General features: G+C 24.9%; 2 protein-coding genes. Both read right to left on the bottom strand.

Annotation, left to right across the window (positions count from 1 at the left end):
* Window positions 1–36 precede the first annotated feature (36 nt).
* Window positions 37–12,042 (bottom strand): hypothetical protein, encoded by a 12,006-nt coding sequence (locus JXZ92_RS01790; RefSeq protein WP_205852077.1) that lies wholly within the window; start codon window positions 12,040–12,042, stop codon window positions 37–39.
* A 253-nt stretch (window positions 12,043–12,295) separates the two neighbouring features.
* The gene (locus JXZ92_RS01785; protein ID WP_205852076.1) at window positions 12,296–23,368 is read right to left on the bottom strand and encodes a hypothetical protein; all 11,073 of its coding nucleotides are present in this window, start codon (window positions 23,366–23,368) and stop codon (window positions 12,296–12,298) included.
* Between the last annotated feature and the right edge of the window lie 263 nt (window positions 23,369–23,631).

Raw genomic sequence — 23,631 nt, 5'->3', positions numbered from 1 at the left:
ATATTAGCAATTTTAACTTTGCTAATATTTTTAATATTATTTATTTTTAATAGTTTCGGTTGGATATGTCATCTTATCGCCAATATAATTAGTTGCTCCGAATTCTAAAACGAATTCAACAGCCAATCTTATAGTATTTTTTAGGTCGCTTTCGTCAGTTTTATTAAAATCTGCAGTTACACTTAATTTTTGACGAGCACCTTTAAGTCACATAGCTCAAACACTTCTTCCGTTTTCTCATATTTTTCGATTATACATGAACCCCTTCATCAATTCGAAATATTTAGGCGAATGTTGGAAATCATACTCCACATTTCTACCACCTAAAACAGGCGCAAAAGTATTTGTTCCATGAATGACCATTCCAGTATATTCTTTGTAACTATTAGGGTCAATACCTAGTTGTATAAATGAAAGTGATCAACCATCACCTCAACGTCTATTAGTTGGTATGGTTGCATAATATTTATCTTTATTATATTTATCTTTATATATTTGTGTTAATTTATTAATTAAATAATCTTTTCATCTTTCTCTTAAAGATACACTTGTTCCATCTTCTTTTTTGTATTGATGATTTCCTACATTGCTTCCTATATCAGGAACAAAACTATTTAGATATCTAAATAGACCAGAAAAAGCATAAATATCTCAACCATCATTAAATTCTAAAATAGATTTATAACTTTGATTATTTGGATGCTCTTCTTTAACAGTTAATAATTTATCCCTATCGGATTTCTTTAATTCAAATAATCATGAAATAGCTTCATTTGTATTTTCTTTATAACTATAATTTTCAGAATAATTTATAGAATTTTCATCGTTATCTTTTTTAACCTTATTATAAACATAATGTTTTATTATATGGCTTCTATTTATATCAAATTCAATTTTATCAAGATTATAAACATATCCTGCTTTCATTCCTTTGGCTTTTAAATCAAAGAAAATATAATCAGTGTTATCGACCTTACGTACTAAAATATTAGAATTTTCATTTGTAAGTTCGAGTCTATCTATTAAAGTAACGTTATTAAATCTATCATTTGTAAATGAATTACCAGTGTTAGCTTCACCTTTTAAATGAATTCTAATATTTTTAATACTACTAATATCAATATTTTCGGCTGTAAAACCATTTATTTGCACATTAGCATCAACACTTTTTTCAATCATTTCAGCACCTTGTGGCCGAGAATTTTCATCTAATATTGCTTCTTTCAAATTATTTCATGACATACTTACATTGTTAGCGGTTATTGTACCTAGTTTGATATTAAAGTTATAAATAGATGCATATTTATTATTTATTATATTTTTACTACTTAGAATAACATTGTTATCATTAGCATCATAATCTAATACTACAACTTTATGTAAATCATAATGTCCATCATCAATAAAATTTTTAATTGGGAAATTAAATTTTAAATTACTATTATTTAATAATATTGGTTTAGATACAACATAATTATCACCTTTTGATGATTTAACAACTAAATAAATATATTTATCCTTATAATCACCTTCAACTTTATTTAATTGAATTTCACCTACAACATCTTCATTGTATCAATTAAACTGACTTATACTTGAATTATTATCTTTTTTTGGTTTGAAAATAAGTAATTCATAATATTTATTTAATTCATTAATTAATGTATTTAAATCGCCCAAATTAGCTGCATTTCTGAATTTTTCATTAAATTCTAATTTCTTTGAAGGGTCTTTAATTTCGTAATTTACTAACCTTTCGGCTATTTTGTGTTTTTCGTTATATATTCCATCTATTTCGCTAATAAGAGTATCGTATTGAGTTTCAGTTTTATTTAAAAAGTCAATTTCGCTTCCTAGTTTTGTTTTGTAAGTTTCTCGTTCTGAAGACCCGTTTAATATGTTTAATTTGTCTTTTACATCATTATATTTTCTCTTTAATATTTCTTCAACTTTTTTAGAATCATTATTAATTTTAGATTCAGTTACACTATCATCAACATTGTTGTTTGAGTCAAAAGTAAATTGAGATAAATCATTTGTTTTTTTAGTAGTTTCCTTTAATTTTCCTATTAATATATTTGTTTTTTTAGCTTCACTGTTTAAGAAATTAATAGAATTATTAATTAGATTATCATATTCACTTTCAGTGTTATAAATAGTTGTTTTGGATGTTGAATTACTTCTTATTGAATTGTCTTCATTTAATCTTTCTAAAGTTGAAATTGCCTTTTGTCTTTTGGATTCTAAATATTTAGTAGCATCAGTTATAACAGTATCTATTTGCTCGCTAGTGCTTTTTGCCGAATTAACTATGTTATCTCAATTTGTTTTTTGGTCGCTATTATTTAATCTTGCTTTTAAAGACTCTCAATCATTCTTTGCCTTTTCTTGTTTAATTTTACTTCTAACATTTTCTGCCGCTTCTTTTGTTCCTGCCATATCTAGTTCAGTTTGTAATGATTGTTTTTGATTACTTCGATTATCTAAATTATTTAATTCTTGTTGAACACTAGCTAATGTTGTTTTAAATGAATTAACCTTAAGGTCTAAGGTTTCCTTTTTACTTAATGTGTCAACTTTTTTTCATTCCTCTAACAATGAGGTTCTATTAGACTCTTTGCCTATTGAATTAATAGTATTTTTTAAACTTTGTAAGTTATTAAATAAATTATTTGCATTTGTAACAAGAGTTTCTAATCCTCTTTCATCGTTTGAAGTTAAATTATTAATATCGTTTACTGTTGTAACGGTTTGATTTTGATCTTCAAACTTATCTTTGATGGCCTTAATTGCATCATTTTGTTTTTTTCTAAAATTAATTTTTTCGATGATTGAATCTAACATTGAATTAACACTATTATTACCTATTATTTCTTTATTTAGGTCTTTAAAAGCATCGGACACTAATGAATCGAATTGATTTTTATATTCAACGCCTAGCTCTGCTTGTTTTGTTCTTAATGTTTTAAGTTTGTTTTTGATGATTTCAAAATCATTAGATAATGATTTGATTTTTTCTTTAGAATCAGCTATTGAACTATTAATTTTTGAATCAAAAAACTCTTTCGCTTCTTGTTCGTTAGAAAATTCAGACTCATTTTTTTCTTTCAATTTATTTGATTCTGATACTGTTTCAATCGCTATTTCCTTTAACGATAATAATTCATCACCATTATCTAAAACGGAATCTTTTTTGTCACTTAAATATTTTCTAGCATTTAAAGGCATTTTTTCAATTTCATCTTGGACTTCTTTTCTTAATGTTCCCATTCTTTGAATAACACTTTGTTTAATAGTATCAATTTGATCTTGTGTTGTTGCTGAATCTATATTATCATTTTTTGTTTTTTGCTCGCTTAAAGGTAATTTTTTAACTTCTTCTCTTGCTTCTTCTTTATATAAATTGATTGCATCTTCTTGTTCTTTAAGTTTTCCCTCTACATCTGTTTCTAAGGTATCTAAATTTTCATTATCAGAATTTGCTCTATTATTTAAATCGTTTCTAACATTTTCATCATTTATTTTTGAAATTTTATCTTTAATATTTTTGACTCTTAATTCTCTATCAGCTTTTTTCTCTAATTTAATAATTTTTGTGTAAGTATTAGTATCATCAGAGTTTAATTCATTAATTAACTTGTCTTTTTTACTTTTATCCAATCCAAGTGAATTAATATGATCTCTTGCTTTATTTTTTCTTAATAATATGGCTTGGTCAACTTTTGAGCTTATTAATTTATCATTTTTTTCTGTTCAATTTGAGTTATTTACGGAATCTAATTCAAGTTTTATTTCATTATATTTAGAATTTTCTTCATTCATTTTATCGTCTGTTAACAATCCGCTTTCTGTAACATGAATTCTTTCTAAATCAGAACTTGTTTTTGAAATAATTTTAGTTTTTTCGTTTTGAAGATTTTCAATTAATTTTTCAATTTCTTTTACTGAATTTTTACTTGCGTTTTCTACATTTTTCTTAACTTCATTACTATCTAGGAATTTATTTTTTAATTTTGTTAATTCTCTATTTTTGTCATCAACTTTTGCTTGAATTTTTCTTTTTATAGCATTTACTTCTTCAATGGTATTAGCTTGAGAAATTTTAGTATTAAATGATTCTAAATCTTCATCACTTAAATTGTTCTTTGCAAGTTCTTTAGCTTGTGTTTTTGCATTTTCAAGAGCGTTTTCTCTGTCTAATTCCGCAACCGCTAAATTGTATACTTCGTTTATATCATCAACTTGTGATTTATTTTTAAGCATTTGTTCTAATTCTTGCTTTTTAGTCTCGTCAGCGACTTCAGTTATTTTAGAATTTGTATATTCTAAGGCCTTAGGAATTATTGTATTTTTAGAATAATCTTTTAATTTTTTAACAGTATCAAGACCATCTGTCGACATTAGATCTTTATCTAAAATTAATTTGTTAATTTCAGATCTAATCTCATCTTTTTTATTATTGAATGTTTCGTTACTTAATCTGATTAAATTGTTTAATTGATCTTCAGTATCCGCTTTTGCTAGATCTTCTTTTGATTTTACATATGTTAAATCACCTTCTAACTTAGCAACCGCTTCTGTAGCTTCTTTCTTTTTATCGTTAATTATTTTTTCGGCTTCTGCTTGTTTTGTTGCAATGTCTTGAAGACTATTTGAAGAATAAATAGAATTTAATAATTGATTTTTTTGTTCGTTTGTATCAGATAATTTTTTTATTGCATTTTCTGCTTTTTCTCTAGCTATTGTTAAATTAACTCTATTTTCTAATTCTTTAAGTTTTAAACTTGTGTCGGCACTTTCGATTAATTCTTTAATTTTATTTTTTTCTTCTTGATCATTAATTTGTTCTAAATTAGATTTAGCTCATGTTTTAAGTTTTTCAATTTGTTTTTCAACTTCGTTAACTACATCTTCATAAGCCTTTTGAGTATCTGTTGTTTTAGCAACATTTAACTTAGTAACAAAATCTGAATGATTATTCTGACCTTGAATATTTTCGCTTAATCTCTCAACAGCTATTTCAGCATTATTTTTAAACTTATTTAATTCTGCAATTGCTTCATTTTTAATATTAGCAATTTCTGTTTCTGATGTTGCATTATCAAGACTTGTTTTTAATTTATTTTTTGGGTTTTTATTTTCGGTTAATTTGTTAATTAAATCATTTTCAACCTTTGTTTTTTCATCACTAATAAATTTATTTACATCGTTTATAACGTTTTGAACTTCTTCTTTAGTGTTAGATTGATTTATTCTTCCGATAAATTCTTGTTGTTTTTCGCTACTTAAGTTTACTTTTTCTTTTATTTCTCTTTTAGCATTTTCTTTTGCTAAGTTAAGTTCTGCTAACTCACTTCTAGCTTTTTTTCTTGCTTTTTGTGCAATTTGTTCTAATGCATTTATTTTGTTTTGTTTTTCATCATCTGTTGAAGGTCTATTTTTTAATATTTCTTCAACTTGCTCAAGCATATTTTCTTTATCAAGAACTTTATTTATTTCATCTTTTACATATTTTGCATATCTCTCTACTTCTGCAGTGTTTTCTATATTATGTAACTCAGAATAATTGTTAGCATTTTCTGCTTCAGCTTGTAATTTTTCTTTTTTATCGTATTGATCCACAATAACTGTATTGTTTTTGTAAGAACCTTGTTCATTTATTTTGTTCTTTGTATTTGATTTTAAAGTATCAAATTCTGAAATTAAATCATTTTTTAATTGTTTTAATTCTAATTCATTAGCTTCGTCATTGTTTCTGAGTTCGAATGCATCATAATTGTTTGAACCTTCAATTTTAGCTAATAAAGGTTTAATTTCTTCTTTTAAGGATCTAATTACTTCAATAGCGTCATTTTTTATTTCATTAACCGCTTCTAAAGTTGTTGCGTTTTCGATATCAGTTAATTTATTATTTTTGTCTTCTAACTTATTAACAGCAACTCTCGCTTCTTCTTTTACTGATTTCAATTGAAGATCTTGTTCATTTTTATCGTTATTTATTAATTTTTCAATTTCGTTCAATTGTTCTAATGTTGTTGCAACTTCTATATTATTATTGTATTCTTTTTGATCTCAAAGCTCTTTTACTAATTCTTTTAATTCTTCTTTTTTAGCTTCTAATATTGCTTTATTTTTTACGTTATTTAAATCTCCAACATTTTGGGCGGTGTTTTTCTCGTTTTCCAATTCCGCTTTTTTGTTAGCATCATGAACTAAAGCTATAGAATCTTCAGTAGATTTTTTATTTTTCTCAAATTCTTCAGAAGCTTTTTGTTGTATTAATAAAATTTCCTGTTCAGTATCTATGTTAGTTGAGTTAATTTCTTGCTTTAAATTATCATATAAGTTAGAACCTTTTGTTTTTTCAACCACTTGTCTTGCAACTTCTTTGATAGAATTGATTTTTGAGTTTAATTTTTTAAGAACTTCATTTGCTTCACTCTTTGTTGAAGCTGCATCAATTAACTCAAGTAATTTTGCTTTTGAATTGTCGGAACTATCGTTTTGATTATCGTTTAAAGAATTATTAATTTTATTTTTAATATCATTTCTTAAATCTTCTAATTCGCGTTTTTCGTTATTTCTAAATGAAGTAGCATCATCATAAATTGATTTTAGTTCGCTTAATTCATTTCTTCATTTTGTAATTGTTGGCTCAACATTATCATTTGAAGTGGCATCAACTAATCTTTGTTTTAACTCATTTTTCTTATTAGTATCTTCAATTGTGTTTAATAATTCATCAATTGCAACTTTTGTTTTTTTGTTAGCATCTTTTAAAACAGCATCTAAATCATTTATTTTTGTTTTAGAAACTAAATTTGTTTTTATTTCTTCTCTAATATTTTCTATTAGTAAATTAGCATCAACATATTTTTTATATAAGTCTTTAACATCATTTACGTATGTTATCATTTCGCTAGATATATCTCTAAGTCTTTTTTCTGTTGTTGCAGATTCTAATAGTTCATTAAATTCATTGTATTTTTCAGTGTGAGATGGAGATTCTTTATCACGACCTCTTGGTTGAATGTTTTGTTTAGATTCTTCTTTTATTTCATTTTTAATTTTTTCTAATTCAGCAATTGCATCTTGCTCTACTTTTTTAACCTTTTCAGAATCGGTTTGATCGTTTGTATATGTTTTTAAAAGACCTTCTAATCTAATACGCTCATTATTAGTAGGTAACAATTTTTCAAGTGCTTTAGTTGCTTTTTCTTTTGAAATCGCAAAATCACCTTCTTGTTTGGCTCTCGCATTATCAACTTTATCTTTTAAACTAGTTAACTTAAGTTTATTTGTTTTATCGTTCGAAATACTATTTAATTCTTCTTGTAATGATTTTTTTTCTTCGCCATTAGATAATTTATTAATGTCTCTCTGAATTTCTTCTCTTAATTTTTGATTATTAATTTTATCTTTAATATCATCTAAATTCTTAAAGTTAATTGCATTTTCAATAGCATTATTAAAATTATTTTTAGCTGTTTCATCTGTTAATTCTTCTAAAGTTTCTTTAATGTTATCTTGTTTATTAGAAAATATTTTCTTGGTTACATCAAGAATACTTTGAATTTCTGTTTCTGATGTTGCGTTTTTAAGTTCTTCTTCTTTAATTTCTTTTTCATTGCTTCCGACTAATTTTTCGATAAAAGTAGCAACTTCAGATTTTTTAGATTTAATAAATTCATTAATTTGTCTCTTTATTTCAGAAACTTCTTCTTTTGTTCGAGAAGAATCTAAAGCTTTTTTAAATTCATTGTGTTTTTCTGTTGTAACATTTATTTTATCATTTAATGCATTTACAAATTCAAGTTCTTTCAGTAATTCACTGTTGTATATTTGTTTGTCATTAATTTCTTTTTCTAAACCTGTTTTAGGGTTTGTAAGTTGATCAATGTTTGTTGAATTATTAATTCTATTTTCAAAATCAAGTTTTTGATCTTCAAAAACAATTTTTGTCGGTAAAGAATTTATTAATTCTTCTTTTTTATGTTGTAAATCTGCTTGTCTTTGTAATTCATTTAAATCTTCAATATTTTTGGCTTCCAAAAGTTTTTTATTAAGTTCTAACTTAGTATCTTCGTTTGTAATACTTTGAATATTTGCACTAACAATATCTTTTCTAGAATCAAAAATATTATTCATTTCATCTATGTATTGATCTAATATTGCTTCACTTACTTCTGCTTTATCTAAAGAAGTTAGAATATCTTCATATTTTTTATGATTATTTGTATCACCTTCTAATTTTTTAAGAGATTCTAAATAGTTTGTTCATTTCTTGTTTATTATATTTTGAACGCTATTTCTTTGATTTAGTGAAATATTTTCGTTTGTTCAATTTTCTATTGGTAAAATACTTGATTTATCAACAAGTCTATTAACTTGATTTTCAGTTTCTCGATTAAAATGGAATAATTTATCATCAATTAAAGAACTTAGTTCGTTTAGTTTAATTTCGTTTTCTACAGTATTAATGTTGCCTTGAATTTCATCATGGATATCAGTTGATACATTAATTTTTTGATCCAGTTTTTCTAAAATGGCTTGTTTTTTAGAATTAAACAGTTGAATAGCTTCAGCTTTAATTTGATCGATAGTTTTTTGAGTTTTGGCTTGTTTAATGCTTGTGAGCATGTCACTATTTGAAATAAGTTTCTTAGCCTCAATTCTCGCTTCTTCTTTTAATAGTTCAATTCTTTCGTTAAGTTTTCTAAGTGCAACATCCACTTCATCTAAACTCTTTGAGCTTTCTGCTTGTAATAAAATATCGTTTCTTTCTGGACTTTCTAGTAATGTGTTTAATATTTCGTTTTCTGCTTCGTTTATTTTATTTTTAAGTTCATTTTGTTCAACCGCAATTGTTTTTTCAATGTTTTCAATAAGTCTTCTTGACTCTTCTAAACCTAAATCATCTTTTGAAGTTTGTTTATTAAATAAGTTAATATTTTCGTCTTTATATAATTCTTTAATTTTTTCATTAACAATATCTTTATTAGCTTGAATTTCGTCTTTTTCTTTTTGAATTTGACCATCTATTTGTTCATTTATATTAGATAATTCTTCTCTAGAATTAGCTTGATCAATTAAATTAGATAACTTTTGTTTTTCGGACCCTTCTTGTACTTGTTCCATTTTTTTTCTTAAGTTATTTTTAATTGTCTCAATATTATTTGCGTTTTTTACTTCTTCTAATAAATCATTTAAATCTGAAATATTTGACGCGTTTTTTAATCTATCTTTAAATTCCTCTTTAGTTGAATGATTATCATCTAATATTGAAAGTTCATCGATAACTTCTGTTTTCTTATTAGAAAAACTTTCGTTTGCTTTTTTGATTATATCTTTAAGAAGTACTTCGTTTTTGGCACCACCTAAGTCAGCATTTAGCTCATTATGAATTTTATCATCACCTACAGTTGTGGCAATAGCAGTAATAGCTTTTTCTTTTAGTTCATTTAAATAATTATCTACTTTTTCTACTATTTTAGCCACAGATAATTTTGTTTTTGCCTTTTCAACAGCATCAAATAATTCAGCCTTTAACGCATTACTATCTGCTATGTCTACTATTTTTTCTAATGCATCGTCTTTAGCTTCTTTTAATTCTTGAGCCTCTCTCTTTAAATCTTGATCAATTCTTGAGTCAATGTCTTTTAACTGGTCAATAGATGTCGCATTATTCGATTCATTTAAATAATCTTTTTTATCTTCCAATTTTGAAACTTTTTCTTTTATGATTCTTTTTGTCTTTTCAAACTCTAATTGTTGATCTACTTTTTCTTGTAATTTTTCGGCTTGTTCAATAGTTAAAACATCAATTAACTCATCGTTAAATTGATTCGCTTTGTCTTTATCGTTTATATTTTCAATATCTGCTTTTATTTGCTCTTTTTTAAGCCTTAAAGCTTCTGCAGCATCTTTTTCAGCCTTAATTAATTCATTTATTTCGTCACGAATTTCTCTAAGTTTTGTTTCTACTTGATCTTGATCTATATTATTTTTTCCTTGTTGATCCACCATTGCGTCATCAAGTTTCTTCTTAAATTCTTCTTTTTTAGATTGATCTCCAACATTTTCATCAACAAAGTATTTTAATTGATCATGAGTAAGTTTATTAGATTCTTCTGCATTGTGATAAGCATTAGCTTCTGATGTTAAAATAACCAACTCATCTGATGTTGTAGCATCATTCAATCTTTTAGTGAAATCAGATTTTTTATCATTATGAATAACGCTTTCGATTGCTTTTTTTGCTTTCGCTTTATCTAATTGAAATTGATACAACCTATCAATTTCCGCTTTAGCTTTTAAAGTGTCGTCTAAAGTTTTTGCATTTTTTAGTTTTTCCTTTAAATCGGCACCTTTTTGTTTATCATCTAATAAATCTGCTATTTCAGAACCTTTTTGTTTTGAATTAACATAATTTTTCAACGCATTAGCTTTTTCAATAATTTCAGAATATTCTCCTGCATTTCCGGTGTTTGATAAATTTTCTAATTCTTTTTCTAATGAATATTTAGAAACTGTTTGTTCGCCAATTATTACAGATGTACCATTATCTAATGAATTTACAATTTCATTTGCTTCATCTATTAGATCGTTCATATAATCATTAACATCTGAAGCTACTTCTTGAATATCACCTTGTGTCTTTGCGTCTGATAATATCAACTCAAAGTCATTTTTCAAACGAGGAAGACCCTTTAGTCTTTGTATAACTTTTCTGGTTTTTTTGGTTTCTTCACTCAAAATTTTTGTTGCTTCATTGGAAATTCTATCTATAACTTCTAAATCATTAGTTAATGATAACTCCCTTAAAAGTTCGTCTTTTTTAGGATTATTTAATAATTTAATAATTTCTTCGACTTCTTTTTTTCTTTTGTCAATTGCTATTAATTCATCAATCTCGCTCTGGATTTTAGATAGTTCATCTAAATTGCTTGAAACCTTAATGTCATCTAAATATTTTTGTTTTATCTCTTCAGGTAAATTAGATTCATTAATTTTATTATTTAACTCTTTCTTTTTAAAGTTAATTAAACCTTGTAAACCTGAATTAGATTTTAAGTAATTTTCGACTTCTTTTTCAAGTTCTAACAATTCAGGCATTGTTTTTATTTTGTCAATTTCATCTAACTTTTCTAAAAAATCGTTTTTAGTGCCTTCATCTTCAACTACATTAATTAAATTTTTAACTTGATCTTTTTTACGGTCGAATTCGGATAAATTTTCACTTTTTAAAATTTTATCAATTTTATCTTCTATTATTGGTAATTCTTCTGTTTCTGCATTATTAAGATCTACATAAACTTCAGATTGTTTAAAAAGATTTTTAATTTTTTGTGCTTTTTCAACAATTGGTTCATATTTTTCTAATTCTGATTTTAAATTTCTTAATGAATTTAAATTATTTTGCGAATTATCTAATTTTTTATTAAATTTATCTTTTAATATTTTTGGAAAAGTGGAAATGATTTTTGAAATTTCCACTTTATTTTCATTTATTTCTCTTTGTTGCTCTTCTAAAACTTTTTTAAGATTATCGAGTTGTAACTTTGAATTTTGAGATCTTGTATCTTTTAATAAGTTATCAATTAACGTTTCTTTTTCTTCCGGATCTTGAACATTATTTATTAAACTATCAAATTCATTAATATAATTCAAACTATCATTATAATCCATCATATCAAACTCATCTTTAAATTCTTTACGATGAATATTCAATGTTTTTAAATTTTCTTCTTTTGAATTAATAGATTTTTTTAAACTAGTTAGTATTAGTTCAACAACTTTATCAAGTTGTTTAAATTGATTAATACTTTTGTAGTTAGGATCTATTGAATTAAATTTTTTCTCAATATTTTTCTTTGGTAAATTTAATTTTGTTAATATATTTTTAACTTGTTGATATCTAAGGTTGTAGTCTTCCTTAGTGTTTGATCATGTTCACATGATTGCAACACCAGCCGAAATCGAAGTGATAGCAGCAATAGTTGCACTCGCAAAAATAGTATTTCTTTTTTGTTTATTAAACATTTTTCCTCCTTAGTTTTTATTATTTTGATTAACAAAATAACAAAATATATTGTTTTTCACTTTTCTAAAACTTATTTATATAATTAAAAAACGTTAAAATAAATTCAAGTTTGAAAAGGTATTAATAGATATAATACAATTTGTTATTCAAATATACTTTAAGTTATGTAATTATACATAAAAATTAAAATTAATTAAATTAAGTTTAATATTAGCAAAAAAATCAAGCAATATTTTTGCTTGAATTTTAAATTTATTCTTTTATTACTTGGATCGATCTTACATTACCCATTGAAGTTTCTACTCTCTTATTTTTTTCTTCAATTACTTCGCCAATAGTTGTAAGTTTATCATTATCAGCAATAAAAACGTAACTAAAAATATTATATGTTTGAGTTTTTTGAATAAATCTATTCCCCTTAAATACGAAATTTAGGGTAGTACTATTTAATCTAATTGGATCAGAAAGCACAAAAGAATTATCATCACCTTTTAATATGATATAAACAAATTTATTTTCAGGAAATTCCTCATGCTTTTCAAATTCTATAATACCTCTTAATTCCGTATCACGACCAATAAAAAATTGCGAATTATTTCTGCCATCTTTCATTGCTTGGAACAATTTAAATTCAAAATAATTTTTTAATTCATCTATTAAATTATCTAATTGTTCGATTGTAGTAGCATCGTTTAGTTTTTTGGTAAATTCTACTTTTTTATCTCTAGAATTTATCGTTGTTCTATCAAAGATAGTTTTAGCGATATTTCACTTTGTGTTATATTGTTTAATATCTTCCAGTAAGGTATTTAATTTTTCTAAGCTATCAGATTGACTTAATTGAGTTTTAAAAGTCTCTTTTTTAGAATTATTTTGAACTTTATTTATTTCAATGTAAATTTCATTTATTTTGTCATCATATTTACTAATCTCAGTTGATAATGAGTTTAGTGCACCTAGATTTTTCGCTGCATTAAATTGAGTATTAAAATTAGACTTAATTGTTGAATGCACTTTTGAGCTATTTATTTTGTTTGTAATTTCTGCTCGTTTATCGCTATATAATCTGTTTATTTCAACAACATATTGATCTAAAACTTCTTCGGATGGTCCATTTGGATTGATATTTTCGTTATTAAATACATTACCAATCTTACCACTATAATCATTTAAATGTGATTGATCACCTTCTAACAAAGGTAATGATTTACGAGCATCAAGTATTTTAGAATTCCAGATATCTAACCCAACCTTTAAACTATTGTTAATAGTTGTTTCGTTTATATTCTCAGAAATTTCTTTTGGAGCATTAAATGTATAACTTTCTGGTAATCCTTTGTCTGATTTAGTAGTTGTTTTTAATTTTCCTAGTATAACATTCGCTTTATCAGCGACAGTTTTTAATATATTAAGTGACGACTCGATAACTTCATCATAATCTCTTTCGCTATTAGTGTCAGAAACTTTATTTGATAATCCACTTTTATCATTTATCTTATTCAGGATTCTTTCTGCTGTAGTTCTTTTTTCATTTAAATGTGCTTCAGCAAGGCTAATAACTTGATTCATTTGATCTATTGTAGAATTATCATCATTCATAGTATTATCTCATTCTCTTTTTTGTTTATCGTCGTTTAATCTATTTTTTAAAGGAATCCAATTAATTCTAATTTTTTCATTTCTAATTTTCTTTCTGACTTCTTCAAGTTTTTCAACTGTTGTTGCTTCATTTAATTCTGCTTCTAAATTAGATTTATTTGGATTTTTTTGATCTAGACCATTTAAATCCGCTTGTATTTCTGCTAACTTAGCTTTAAATCTTTCGACTTTTGCTTTTAACGCTTTCGCATTATTTAGATTGTTTATACTATTTCATTCTTTTTCTAATTCTATTCTATTAGTTTGTTGTCCGACATTATCGATTAATTCTTTAGTTGAGTTTAATGATTTTGATAATTCTGTTACATCAGTTAAAATATTGTTTAATACTATTTCGTCGTTATTTGTTAAATTATTAACTCTATTTAAAAATACTTTATTTTGCCCATCTTGAGTTAATTTAGTATTAATATCATTAATTGCTTGATCTTGTTTCAATCTAAAATCAATTTTTGAAATAATATTGTTTAATGTTGAATATAAACTATTATTACCAAGTATTTCTTTATTAGTGTTCATAAAGGCTTCGTTAACTAATTGATTAAATTTAGTTTTATCTTCTTGTCTAGCTAATTGATTTTGTTTATTTCTTAAATTTTGTAATGTTGTTTTAATTTTATCTAAATTACTACTAATTGTATTAATTTTAGCTATATTATTTGCTTTTGAACTATTTATTTGAGAAGCAAAGAATGTTTTAGCTTGTGCTTCATTGGCAAATGAATTATTATTTTTAGTTGTTAATTCATTTGATTTTGTAACAGTATTAATAGCAGTTTGCTTCAATGTGAGTAAGTTATTACCATTGTTTATTCATTTATTTTTTTCTGAATTTAATTCAGACCTTGCATTTTCAGGCATTTTATTTATTTCATTTTGAACTTCTACTCTTATATTTTGCATTCTAGTAATAGCATTTTGTTTAATTGTATCTAATTGTGCTTGAGTTGTAGCATTTTCAATCTCAATATTCTTTGCAGATTGTTCTGAATTTGGTAATTTATTAACCTCAGCTTGTGCCGCTTCTCTTGCTAATCTTATATTATTTTTTTGTTCTTCTAGTTTTTGGTTTACATCTCTTTCAAGAGCAACTAAATTTTCGTTTTCATTTTCGACTCTCTGGTTATAATCTCTTCTTAAATCATCATTATGTAATTGGTTTATTTTTTCTTTAATTGATTTAATTTTAGCTTCACGATCTGCTTTTTGTTCTAACTTAATTATTTTAGTTAAATTATCTGTATTTCGAGAATCTAATTCAGTTAATAATTCGTTTCTTTTTCCGTCATCTAGAGTGAGTGAATTTATATATTGTCTTGCTGAAGACTTTCTCTCTATTAATTTTCGTGAAACCTTACTAATAATTATGTTATCTTGCTCTTCGGTTCAATCAGGTATCTCATTTAATTCATTTTTTATTTGATTATATGATTGGTTCTCTGAATTCATTTTTTCTTGAGAAACAATAGTATTATCAGTTAAATGAATTTTTTCAATTTCGTCTTTTGTTGCTTTTGATAATCTAGCTTTTTCGGTTTCTAATTTTTTAATAGATTTTTCCATTTCAGGAATTGAATTATTTGAATTTCCTTCTACTTCTTGTCTTACTGCATTATTAGATAAGAATTTTGATTTTAGCTTTGTTAGTTCTTTTAACTTATCATTTACTTTTGTTTCAATTTGTTTTCTAATTTTATTCACTTCTTCAATATTTGGAGCTTCGTTAATTTTGGTTTTAAATGAATTTGCATCATCTTGTGCAAGTTTTGTTTCAGCAAAAGTTATAGCTTTTGTTTTAGCATTATTAAGAGCGTCTTCTTTATGAATCTCTCCCATGGCTTGATTATAAATTTCGTTTATTTTATCAACACTATTTTGTTTAGCTAAAGCATTTGATAATCCCTCTTTTTTAGTAGCATTATCAATTTGATTTATTTTTACTTTTGTATATTCTTTTGCTTTTGCAATAATTTGATTATCATGATAATTTTTTAAATCTTTTATAGTATTTAAGTTATCTACTGATAAGTCTTCATTTCCTTCTATAAGTTTATCAATTTCACCCTTAATTTCTGACTTTTTAGTATTAAATACATCATCACTTGTTGCAATTAAAGTATTTAATTCATCTTCTGTTTGAGCGGATTTTAAATCAGTTTTTGCTTTGATTCAACTATTATCTCCTTCTAATTTAGCAACAGAATTTTTTGCCTCTGTCTTTTTAGCGTTCAACATAGTAATTGCTTCATCTTTTTTAGAATTTATATCAGCAACACTTGTTGAAGATTCGATAAAAGCTAATAATTCACCTTTTTTATCATTATTTGAAGATAATTTATTAATTTCAGTTTTAGCAGCTTCTCTAGCGATAGTTACAGAAACCAAGTTTTCTAATTCTTTTAATTTTTCGCTTGTATTAGCTTGCTCTATTTGATTTCTTAAAGATTCTTTATCTTGATCATTTGCAACTTGTTCTAATTTAGTTTTCGCTCATGTTCTAAGTTTTTCGATTTTTTCATTAACTTTGCTAACTACTTCTTCATACGCTTCTTGAGTATTAGTTGATTTAGCAGTTTCTAACTTATCTTGAAATTCAGAATAATTATTTTGACCTTCGATATTTGTGCTCAATCTTTGAACATCTTCTTGTGCATTATTTTTAAATTCTTCTAACTCTGTGATCGCTTTATTTTTGACATTAGCAATTTCTGTTTCACTAATAGCGTTTGATAATTTAGTATTTAATCCGTTTCTTGGTTCTTTATTTTCAGTTAATTTAGCAATTTCTGCATTTGCCGAAGCTAATTGAGTGTCCATATGATTTTTTAATTTTTTTAATTCGACATCAACTTGATCTTTTGTTTGAGCATTATTTACTTCTGAAAGTAATGTATTTTTTAACTCAGTGCTTGAATTTAATTTTTCATTAATTTGTTTTCTTGCTTCTTCTTTAGATGTTTCTAGCTCAATATATTCTTTTCTAGATTGTTGTTTAGCTCTTTCTAAAATTGCATTTAAAGCAGAAATTTTTTGTTCTTTCTCTTCGTCACTATTAGGTCTTGTAGCTAAAATATTATTTAAATCTGTTTCCATTGTACCTTTATCAAGTACTTTTTTAATTTCATCAGAAACATATTTACCAAGTTTGTTAACTTCTGAAGTATTTTCTAATTTATGAAGTTCTCTATAATTTGTTGCATTATTAGCTTCTGTTAATAATAATTCTTTATCTTTGTATTCAGAAATAGTAACACTATTATTTTCAAAATGAGCTGGTTCATTAATTTTATTTTGAGTTTGTTTTTTTAATCTATCAAACTCATCGTTTAAATCTGTTTTTAATTGTTTTAAAGTAGTTTCATTTGCATCCGGTGTATTTCTATTTTTGAATAAATTGTAATTTTCAGAATCTTCAATTTTTTTCAGCAATTCTGTAATTTCACCTTGTAAATCACTAATAATTTTTTTAGCTTGGTCTTCTACCGTTTTAACATCTTCTAAAGTTTTTGCAGCATTAATAGCATTTTCTTTTTCTGTTTTATCTTCTAATTTATCAACAAATTCTAATGCTTTTTCTTTAGCTTGTCTTAATTTTTCGTCTTGAACTCTTTTATCGTTATTAATTTGAGATTCGATTTCATTTAATCTATCTAATGTTGTAGCAGAATTTATCTCATTGTTATAGTTTTTCTTACCTCATAAACCTTCAGCTATTTTTTTAAGATCTTCTTTTTTAGCTTTTATTAATGCATCATTTTTTATTTCATTTAATTTAGCAATATTTTCAGCAGAATCTTTTTGAGAAATTAAGTCATTTTTATTTGTTTGATCATCAACTAAATTAATAGCATCTTCTGTTACTTTTTTAACTTTCGCAAATTCAGCAATAGCTTGTTTTTGAATGCTAAGAATTTCCTCTTCTGTATCAATATCATTAGAATCGATTTTTTCTTTTAATGAATTATATAAATTAGATCCATCAATTTTTTCGACAGCAGTTGCAGCAATTTGTTTCATTCCGCTAATTTTTGCATTTAATTTAGAAAGAACTTCGTTCGCTTTAGCTTTTGTTGTAGCTGAATCAATTAATTCAAGCAATTTGGCTTTAGAATCCTCTTGAGTATCATTAGGGTTATCGTTAAGCGAAGTCTCAATTTTATTTTTAACTTCTTGTTTTAAAGCACTTAATTCACGGTTTTCATTGTTTTTAAATGCACTAGCTTGATCATATATATCTTTCAACACCTCTAATTCATTTCTTCATTTTGTTGGTGTTTCAGAAGAAACGTCTTTATTGGTAGCATTGTGAATTTTTTCTAAAAACTCTTGTTTTTTATCGTTATCTTCAATTGTATTAACTAAATTTGTAATAAAATCTTTGGATTTTTTATTAGCATCTTTTAAAGCTTGATCTAATGTATTTATAGTTTTTGTGGAATCTAACTTAGTTAAAATTTCGTTATTAGTATCATCGAAAGAAAGATTTGATGTTACATATTCTTTATATAAATTTCTAACTTGATTTATATAAGTATCCATTTTTTTAACGATATCATTTATTTCTTTTTCGTTTGATGCAGAATCTAATTCTCTAGCAAAATCATTATATTTCTCTAAATGTGTAGGTGATTGAGTATCACGTCCTCTTGGTTGAATTTTATCTGAAGAAGTGTTTTTAGCTTGATTTCTTATTCTTAATAATTCAGCTTCTGCATTTGTTTTAACTGTTTTAACTTTTTCTAAATCTGTTTGATTATTATCGTATGAATCTAATAATCCTTGTAATTCGATACGTTTTGAATTATCTTGAAGCAATTTATTAAGAGCTTCTTGAGCTTGTTCCTTAGCGATTACAAACTCACCTTCTTGTTGTTTTCTTGCTTCATCAACTTTAGATTTTAAAGTTTGTAATTTAGACTTATTAGATCTATCATTTGTTAAATCATTTAATTCATTTTGAAGTTCTATTCTTTTTTCGTTTTCAGTTAATTTATTAATTCCTTTTTGAATCTCTTCTCTTAACTTTTGATTATTGATTTGATCTTTAATTTCATCTAATTTTCTAATATTTTCAGCATTATCTATTGTAGTTTCAAACTCTTTTTTAACCTGTTCATCTGTTAAAGATTCAAGAAGAGTTTTTGTACTATTTTGTTTATTTGAAAATAACTCTTTTGCATTATTTAAAACACTGTTAATTTCAGATTCAGATGTTGCATCAGATAATTCATTTTCTTTTATAGTTTTTTCGTTGCTTCCAACTAATTTTTCAATAAAAGGAGTAACTTCACTTTTTTTGTTAGAAATAAAATCGTTAATTTGAGATTTGATTTCTGCTAATTTTTCATTAGTTCTAACAGCTTCAATCGCTTCATTAAATTCATTAAACTTTTCTGTTGTGACATTTATTTTTTTATTTAAGGATTTTACAATTTCTATTTCTTTTAATAATTCATTATTATAAGCTTGCTTGTCATTAATTTGTTTTTCTAAACCATTTTCACTATTTATTAATTGTTCAATTTCAGTAGCTTCGTTAATTCTATTTTTAAAATCTTCTATTTGATCTTCGAAAACAATTTTTGTTTTTAACGATTCAATCAATTCTTCTTTTTTATGTTGTAGTTCTATTTCTTTTTCTAATTTATTTAAATCAATAACTTTTTTAGCTTCATCCAATTTTTGAGTTAAATTAGATTTAACTTCTTCATTTGTTAGTGTTTCAAGGTTTGATTCAACTAAAGTTTTTTTAGAATCAAATATACTTTTCATTTCATGAATATATTGATCTAATGTTGATTCGTTTACTTGCTCTTTATTTAATGAAGATAAAATATCTTCATATTTTTTATGATTTACATCATCACCTTCAAGTGAAGTTAATTGGTCAATATAATTTTGTCATTTTTCGTTAATCTTATTTTTAACAACATCTCTTTGACCTTGAGAAATTCTTTCAGATGTTCAATTATCTTTTGAAATAACAATCGATTTATCTACTAACCTATCAATTTCTCTTTCTGTTACTAAATTAAATTCAGATAATTTTTCATCAATTAAAGCACTTAATTCATTTAAATTAGATTCATTTTCTGCGTTGTTAATATTTGACTCAATTTCATCATGTAACACCTGAGAAACATTTATAGTTGCATTTAGTTTCTCTAAAACTTTTTGTTTTTTAATTTCAAATAATTTTATTGCTTCGTTTTTTATTTCGTCAATTTGTTCTTGTGTTGTAGCATTATCAATATTAGATAACATATTATTGTTTGATAGTAATTTATTAGCTTCAGCTCTAGCAGCATCTTTAAGTTGTTCGATTCTTTGATCTAAATTAGAAAGTGCTTGATCAACTTGAACAAGATTTTTAGCTCCTTGAGCTTCTAATAAAATATCATTTCTTTCACTACTATCTAAAAGCTTGTCGTTTATCTCTTTTGTTGCTTCATCGATTTTATTTTTTAATTCATTTTGTTCAACAGCAATTGTTGTATCAATATTTTTAATTAATTTTCTAGATTCGTCTAACGTTAAATCTTCTCTTGCTATTTGATCATTAAATAACTTAATATTTTCGTCTTTGTATAATTCTTTTATTTTTTCGTTAACAATATCTTTGTTAGCTTTTATTTCATCTTTTTCTTTTTGAATTTGAGCATCAATTTTACGATTTATTTCTGTTAGTTGTTCGTGATTTGCAGCATCTTCAATTTCTTTTGCTAATTTTTCTTTTTCGGATTCTTCTTGAACTTGTTCCAATTTTTTAGTTAAATTTTTTCTTACATTTTCAATATCATTTGTTCTTCTTATATCGGTTAAAAGAGAATCTAATTCAGAAATATTTTTAGCATCCTTAAGGCGTTGTTTAAACTCCTCTTTAGAAGGATGAGTTTCATCTAAAATATCAAGCTGATCGATAACCTTGCTTTTCTTATCTCCGAAAGCCTCACCAGCTTTTCTGATTATATCTTTAAGTAAAACTTCATTTTTTGCTCCACCTAAATCATCATTTAATTCAGAATGTATTGTATCATCACCTTTTGTTGTTTCAATAGCTTCGATTGCTTGAGTTCTTAAATCACCTAAAAATTCGTCTACTTTTTGAATAATTTTAGCAACTTCAGATTTAGTTCTTGATTTTTCAACTTCTTCAAATAATTCACCTTTTAATGGGTTACTATCTGCAATATCAACTATCTTATCTAAAGCGGCATCTTTAGCTTCTTTTAACTCTTGAGCTTCTCTTTTTAAATCTTCATCAACTTTTGTTTCAATTTCTTTTAATTGCTCAATATCCAACGCTTTTGAAATTTGGTCTGAATAATCTTTTTTATCTTCAAGTTCTAATACTTTTTCATCAATAGTTTTTCTTTTCTTTTCAAACTCAAGTTGTTTGTCAACTTTTTCTTGCAATTTCTCAGCTTGTGTGATATCTTCAACATCAATTAATTCACCATTAAATTCATTAGCTTTTGACTTGTTTTGAATTTTTAAGATATCAGATTTAATTTGTTCTTTCTTAAGTCTTAAGGCCTCTGCAGCGTTTTTTTCAGCCTTAATCAATTCATTAACTTTATCTCTAATTAATCTAAGTTTTTGTTCAATTTCATCTTGATTGATATTAGGTTGATTATTAGAATCATTCATTGCAGAATCTAATTCTGCTTTAAAATTATTTTTCTTTTCTAAATCATTTATATTTTCATCAACAAAGTAAACTAATTCATCATGTGTAAGTTTATTTGCCTCTTCGGCATCATGATATGAATTAGCTTCAGTTTTAATTAATATTAATTCATCAGAAGTAGTTGCTTCTTCTCATCTTTTTGTTAATTGTTCTTTTTTGACTGTGTGTTTTACTTTATTTATTGCAATTTTTGCTTCTTCTTTATCTAGTTGGAATTGATACAATCTATCTATTTCAGCTTTGGCTTTTAATGCTTCGTCTAATGATTTTGCATTTTGTAATTTTTCTTTTAATTCTTTCGCCTTTTCTTTATCGTTTAATTTTTCACTTGTATCAGAACCTTTTGATTTTGCTTCAACATAATTTTTAATAGCACTTGCTTTTTCAATAATTTTAGAATATTCTCCAGCGTTACCGTTCTTATTTAAAGAAATTAATTCATTCTTTAAACTTTTCTTATTAACTGTTTCGCCTTCAATTACTAATGTTATATTTTCGTCTAATGACTCAACTTGTCTTGTAGCTTCATCAATTAAACCATCCATATATTCTTTTACATTTGAAGCCACTTTTTGAATGTCAAATTGTGTTTTTGCTTCCGATAAATTTAATTCATAATCATTTTTTAGACGTGTTAGACCTTTTAATCTTTTAATAACATTTTTAGTTTTTTCGGTTTCATCACTCAAAATATTTGTAGCTTCATTATAAATTTCATCCATTTTACCTAATTCGTTTGTAGATGAAAGTTGTCCTAAAAGTTCATCTTTTTTAGGATTATTTAATAATTTAACCACCTCTTCCACTTCTTTTTTTCTCATTTGTAGAGAAATTAAGTCATCAACTTCTTTTTCAATATTAGTTAGTTCATCTAAATTAGTTGAATTTAAAATATCATTTGTGTATTTGTGTTTAATTCCATCAGAAAGATCAGAATCATTAACTTTTTTAGATAATTGATTTTTCTTGTAATTTATTAAACCTTCGATACCAGAGTTAGATTTAAGATAATTTTCAACTTCTTTTTCCAATGAAATTAAATCATTCATCGATTTTGTATTGTTTATTTCGTCCAACTTATCAATAAAATTATTTTTATCATGTTCATCATCGATTACATCAATTAAATTTCTAACTTGTTCTCTTTTACGATCGAATTCTGATAAATTTTCACTTCTTAAAATTTCATCAATTTTATCTTCTATAGAACCTAAATCACCTAATGTAGAATTATCTAAATCTACAAACACTTCTGATTTTTTAAAAAGATTTTTAATTTTTTTAGCTTTATTAACTACAGGAACATATTTATCTAATTCATCTTTTAATTCTTTTAGTTTAGATAAATTATCTTGACTATCATTTAGTTTTTCATTAAATTTGTTTCTTAATATTTCCGGTAATGAAGAAATAATTGTTGATATAGAAACTTTATTTTCATTAATTTCTTTTTCTTGATTATTTAAAATTTCTTTTAATCTACTAAGTTGTGTTTTTGAATTATCAGTACTTGTATCATTTTTTAAATCACTAATTAATCCATTTTTAACATTAATATCTTGTACTTCATTTATTAATTTATCAAACTCAATAATATAATCAAGACTATCATTATAATCCATCATTTCATTCTCGTTTAAAAAACTAGTGCGATTTAGTTCTAAATTTTTCAAAACATTTTCTTTTGCTTTAATAGAATTTTTTAAACTATTAATAATCTTCTCAACAATTTGATCAAGTTGTTTAAATTGATTATTTGTTTTTAAATTTGAATCTATTAACTTAAATTTATTTACTATGTTTTCTTTTGACAATTTCAATTTATCTAAGATGTTTTTAACTTGTTCGTATCTTATTTTATAATCTTGCTTTTGATTATATCAAGATCACACAACGGTAACTGCCGTTGATATAGAAACAATGGCCGCAAGCCCAGAGCTTGTGAACATTGTTCATTTTTTATTATTTTTAATCATTTTTACCTTATCTTTATTTTATAATCTTAATTATTTGATTTTTAACAAACATAAACTTACATTGTAAGTTTATAAAAATATTATAAACAAAAAAAAAAAAAAAAGAAATTAAAAAGCGAAATTCAGCTTTTTTGTAATTTAACATCGGTAATTTCCTTTTAAGCCTACATAATATGTATATTAGTAATTTTTAATTCCATTTTTAACTTTATAATCAAAAAATAAAAATATCATTTTAATTTCTAGAAAATACATTACAGTAA

It is taken from the genome of Mycoplasma sp. CSL10137, from assembly GCF_017116845.1.
Classification (GTDB): domain Bacteria; phylum Bacillota_I; class Bacilli_A; order Mycoplasmatales; family Metamycoplasmataceae; genus Mycoplasmopsis.
This window is presented reverse-complemented; position numbering and strand designations above follow the sequence as displayed.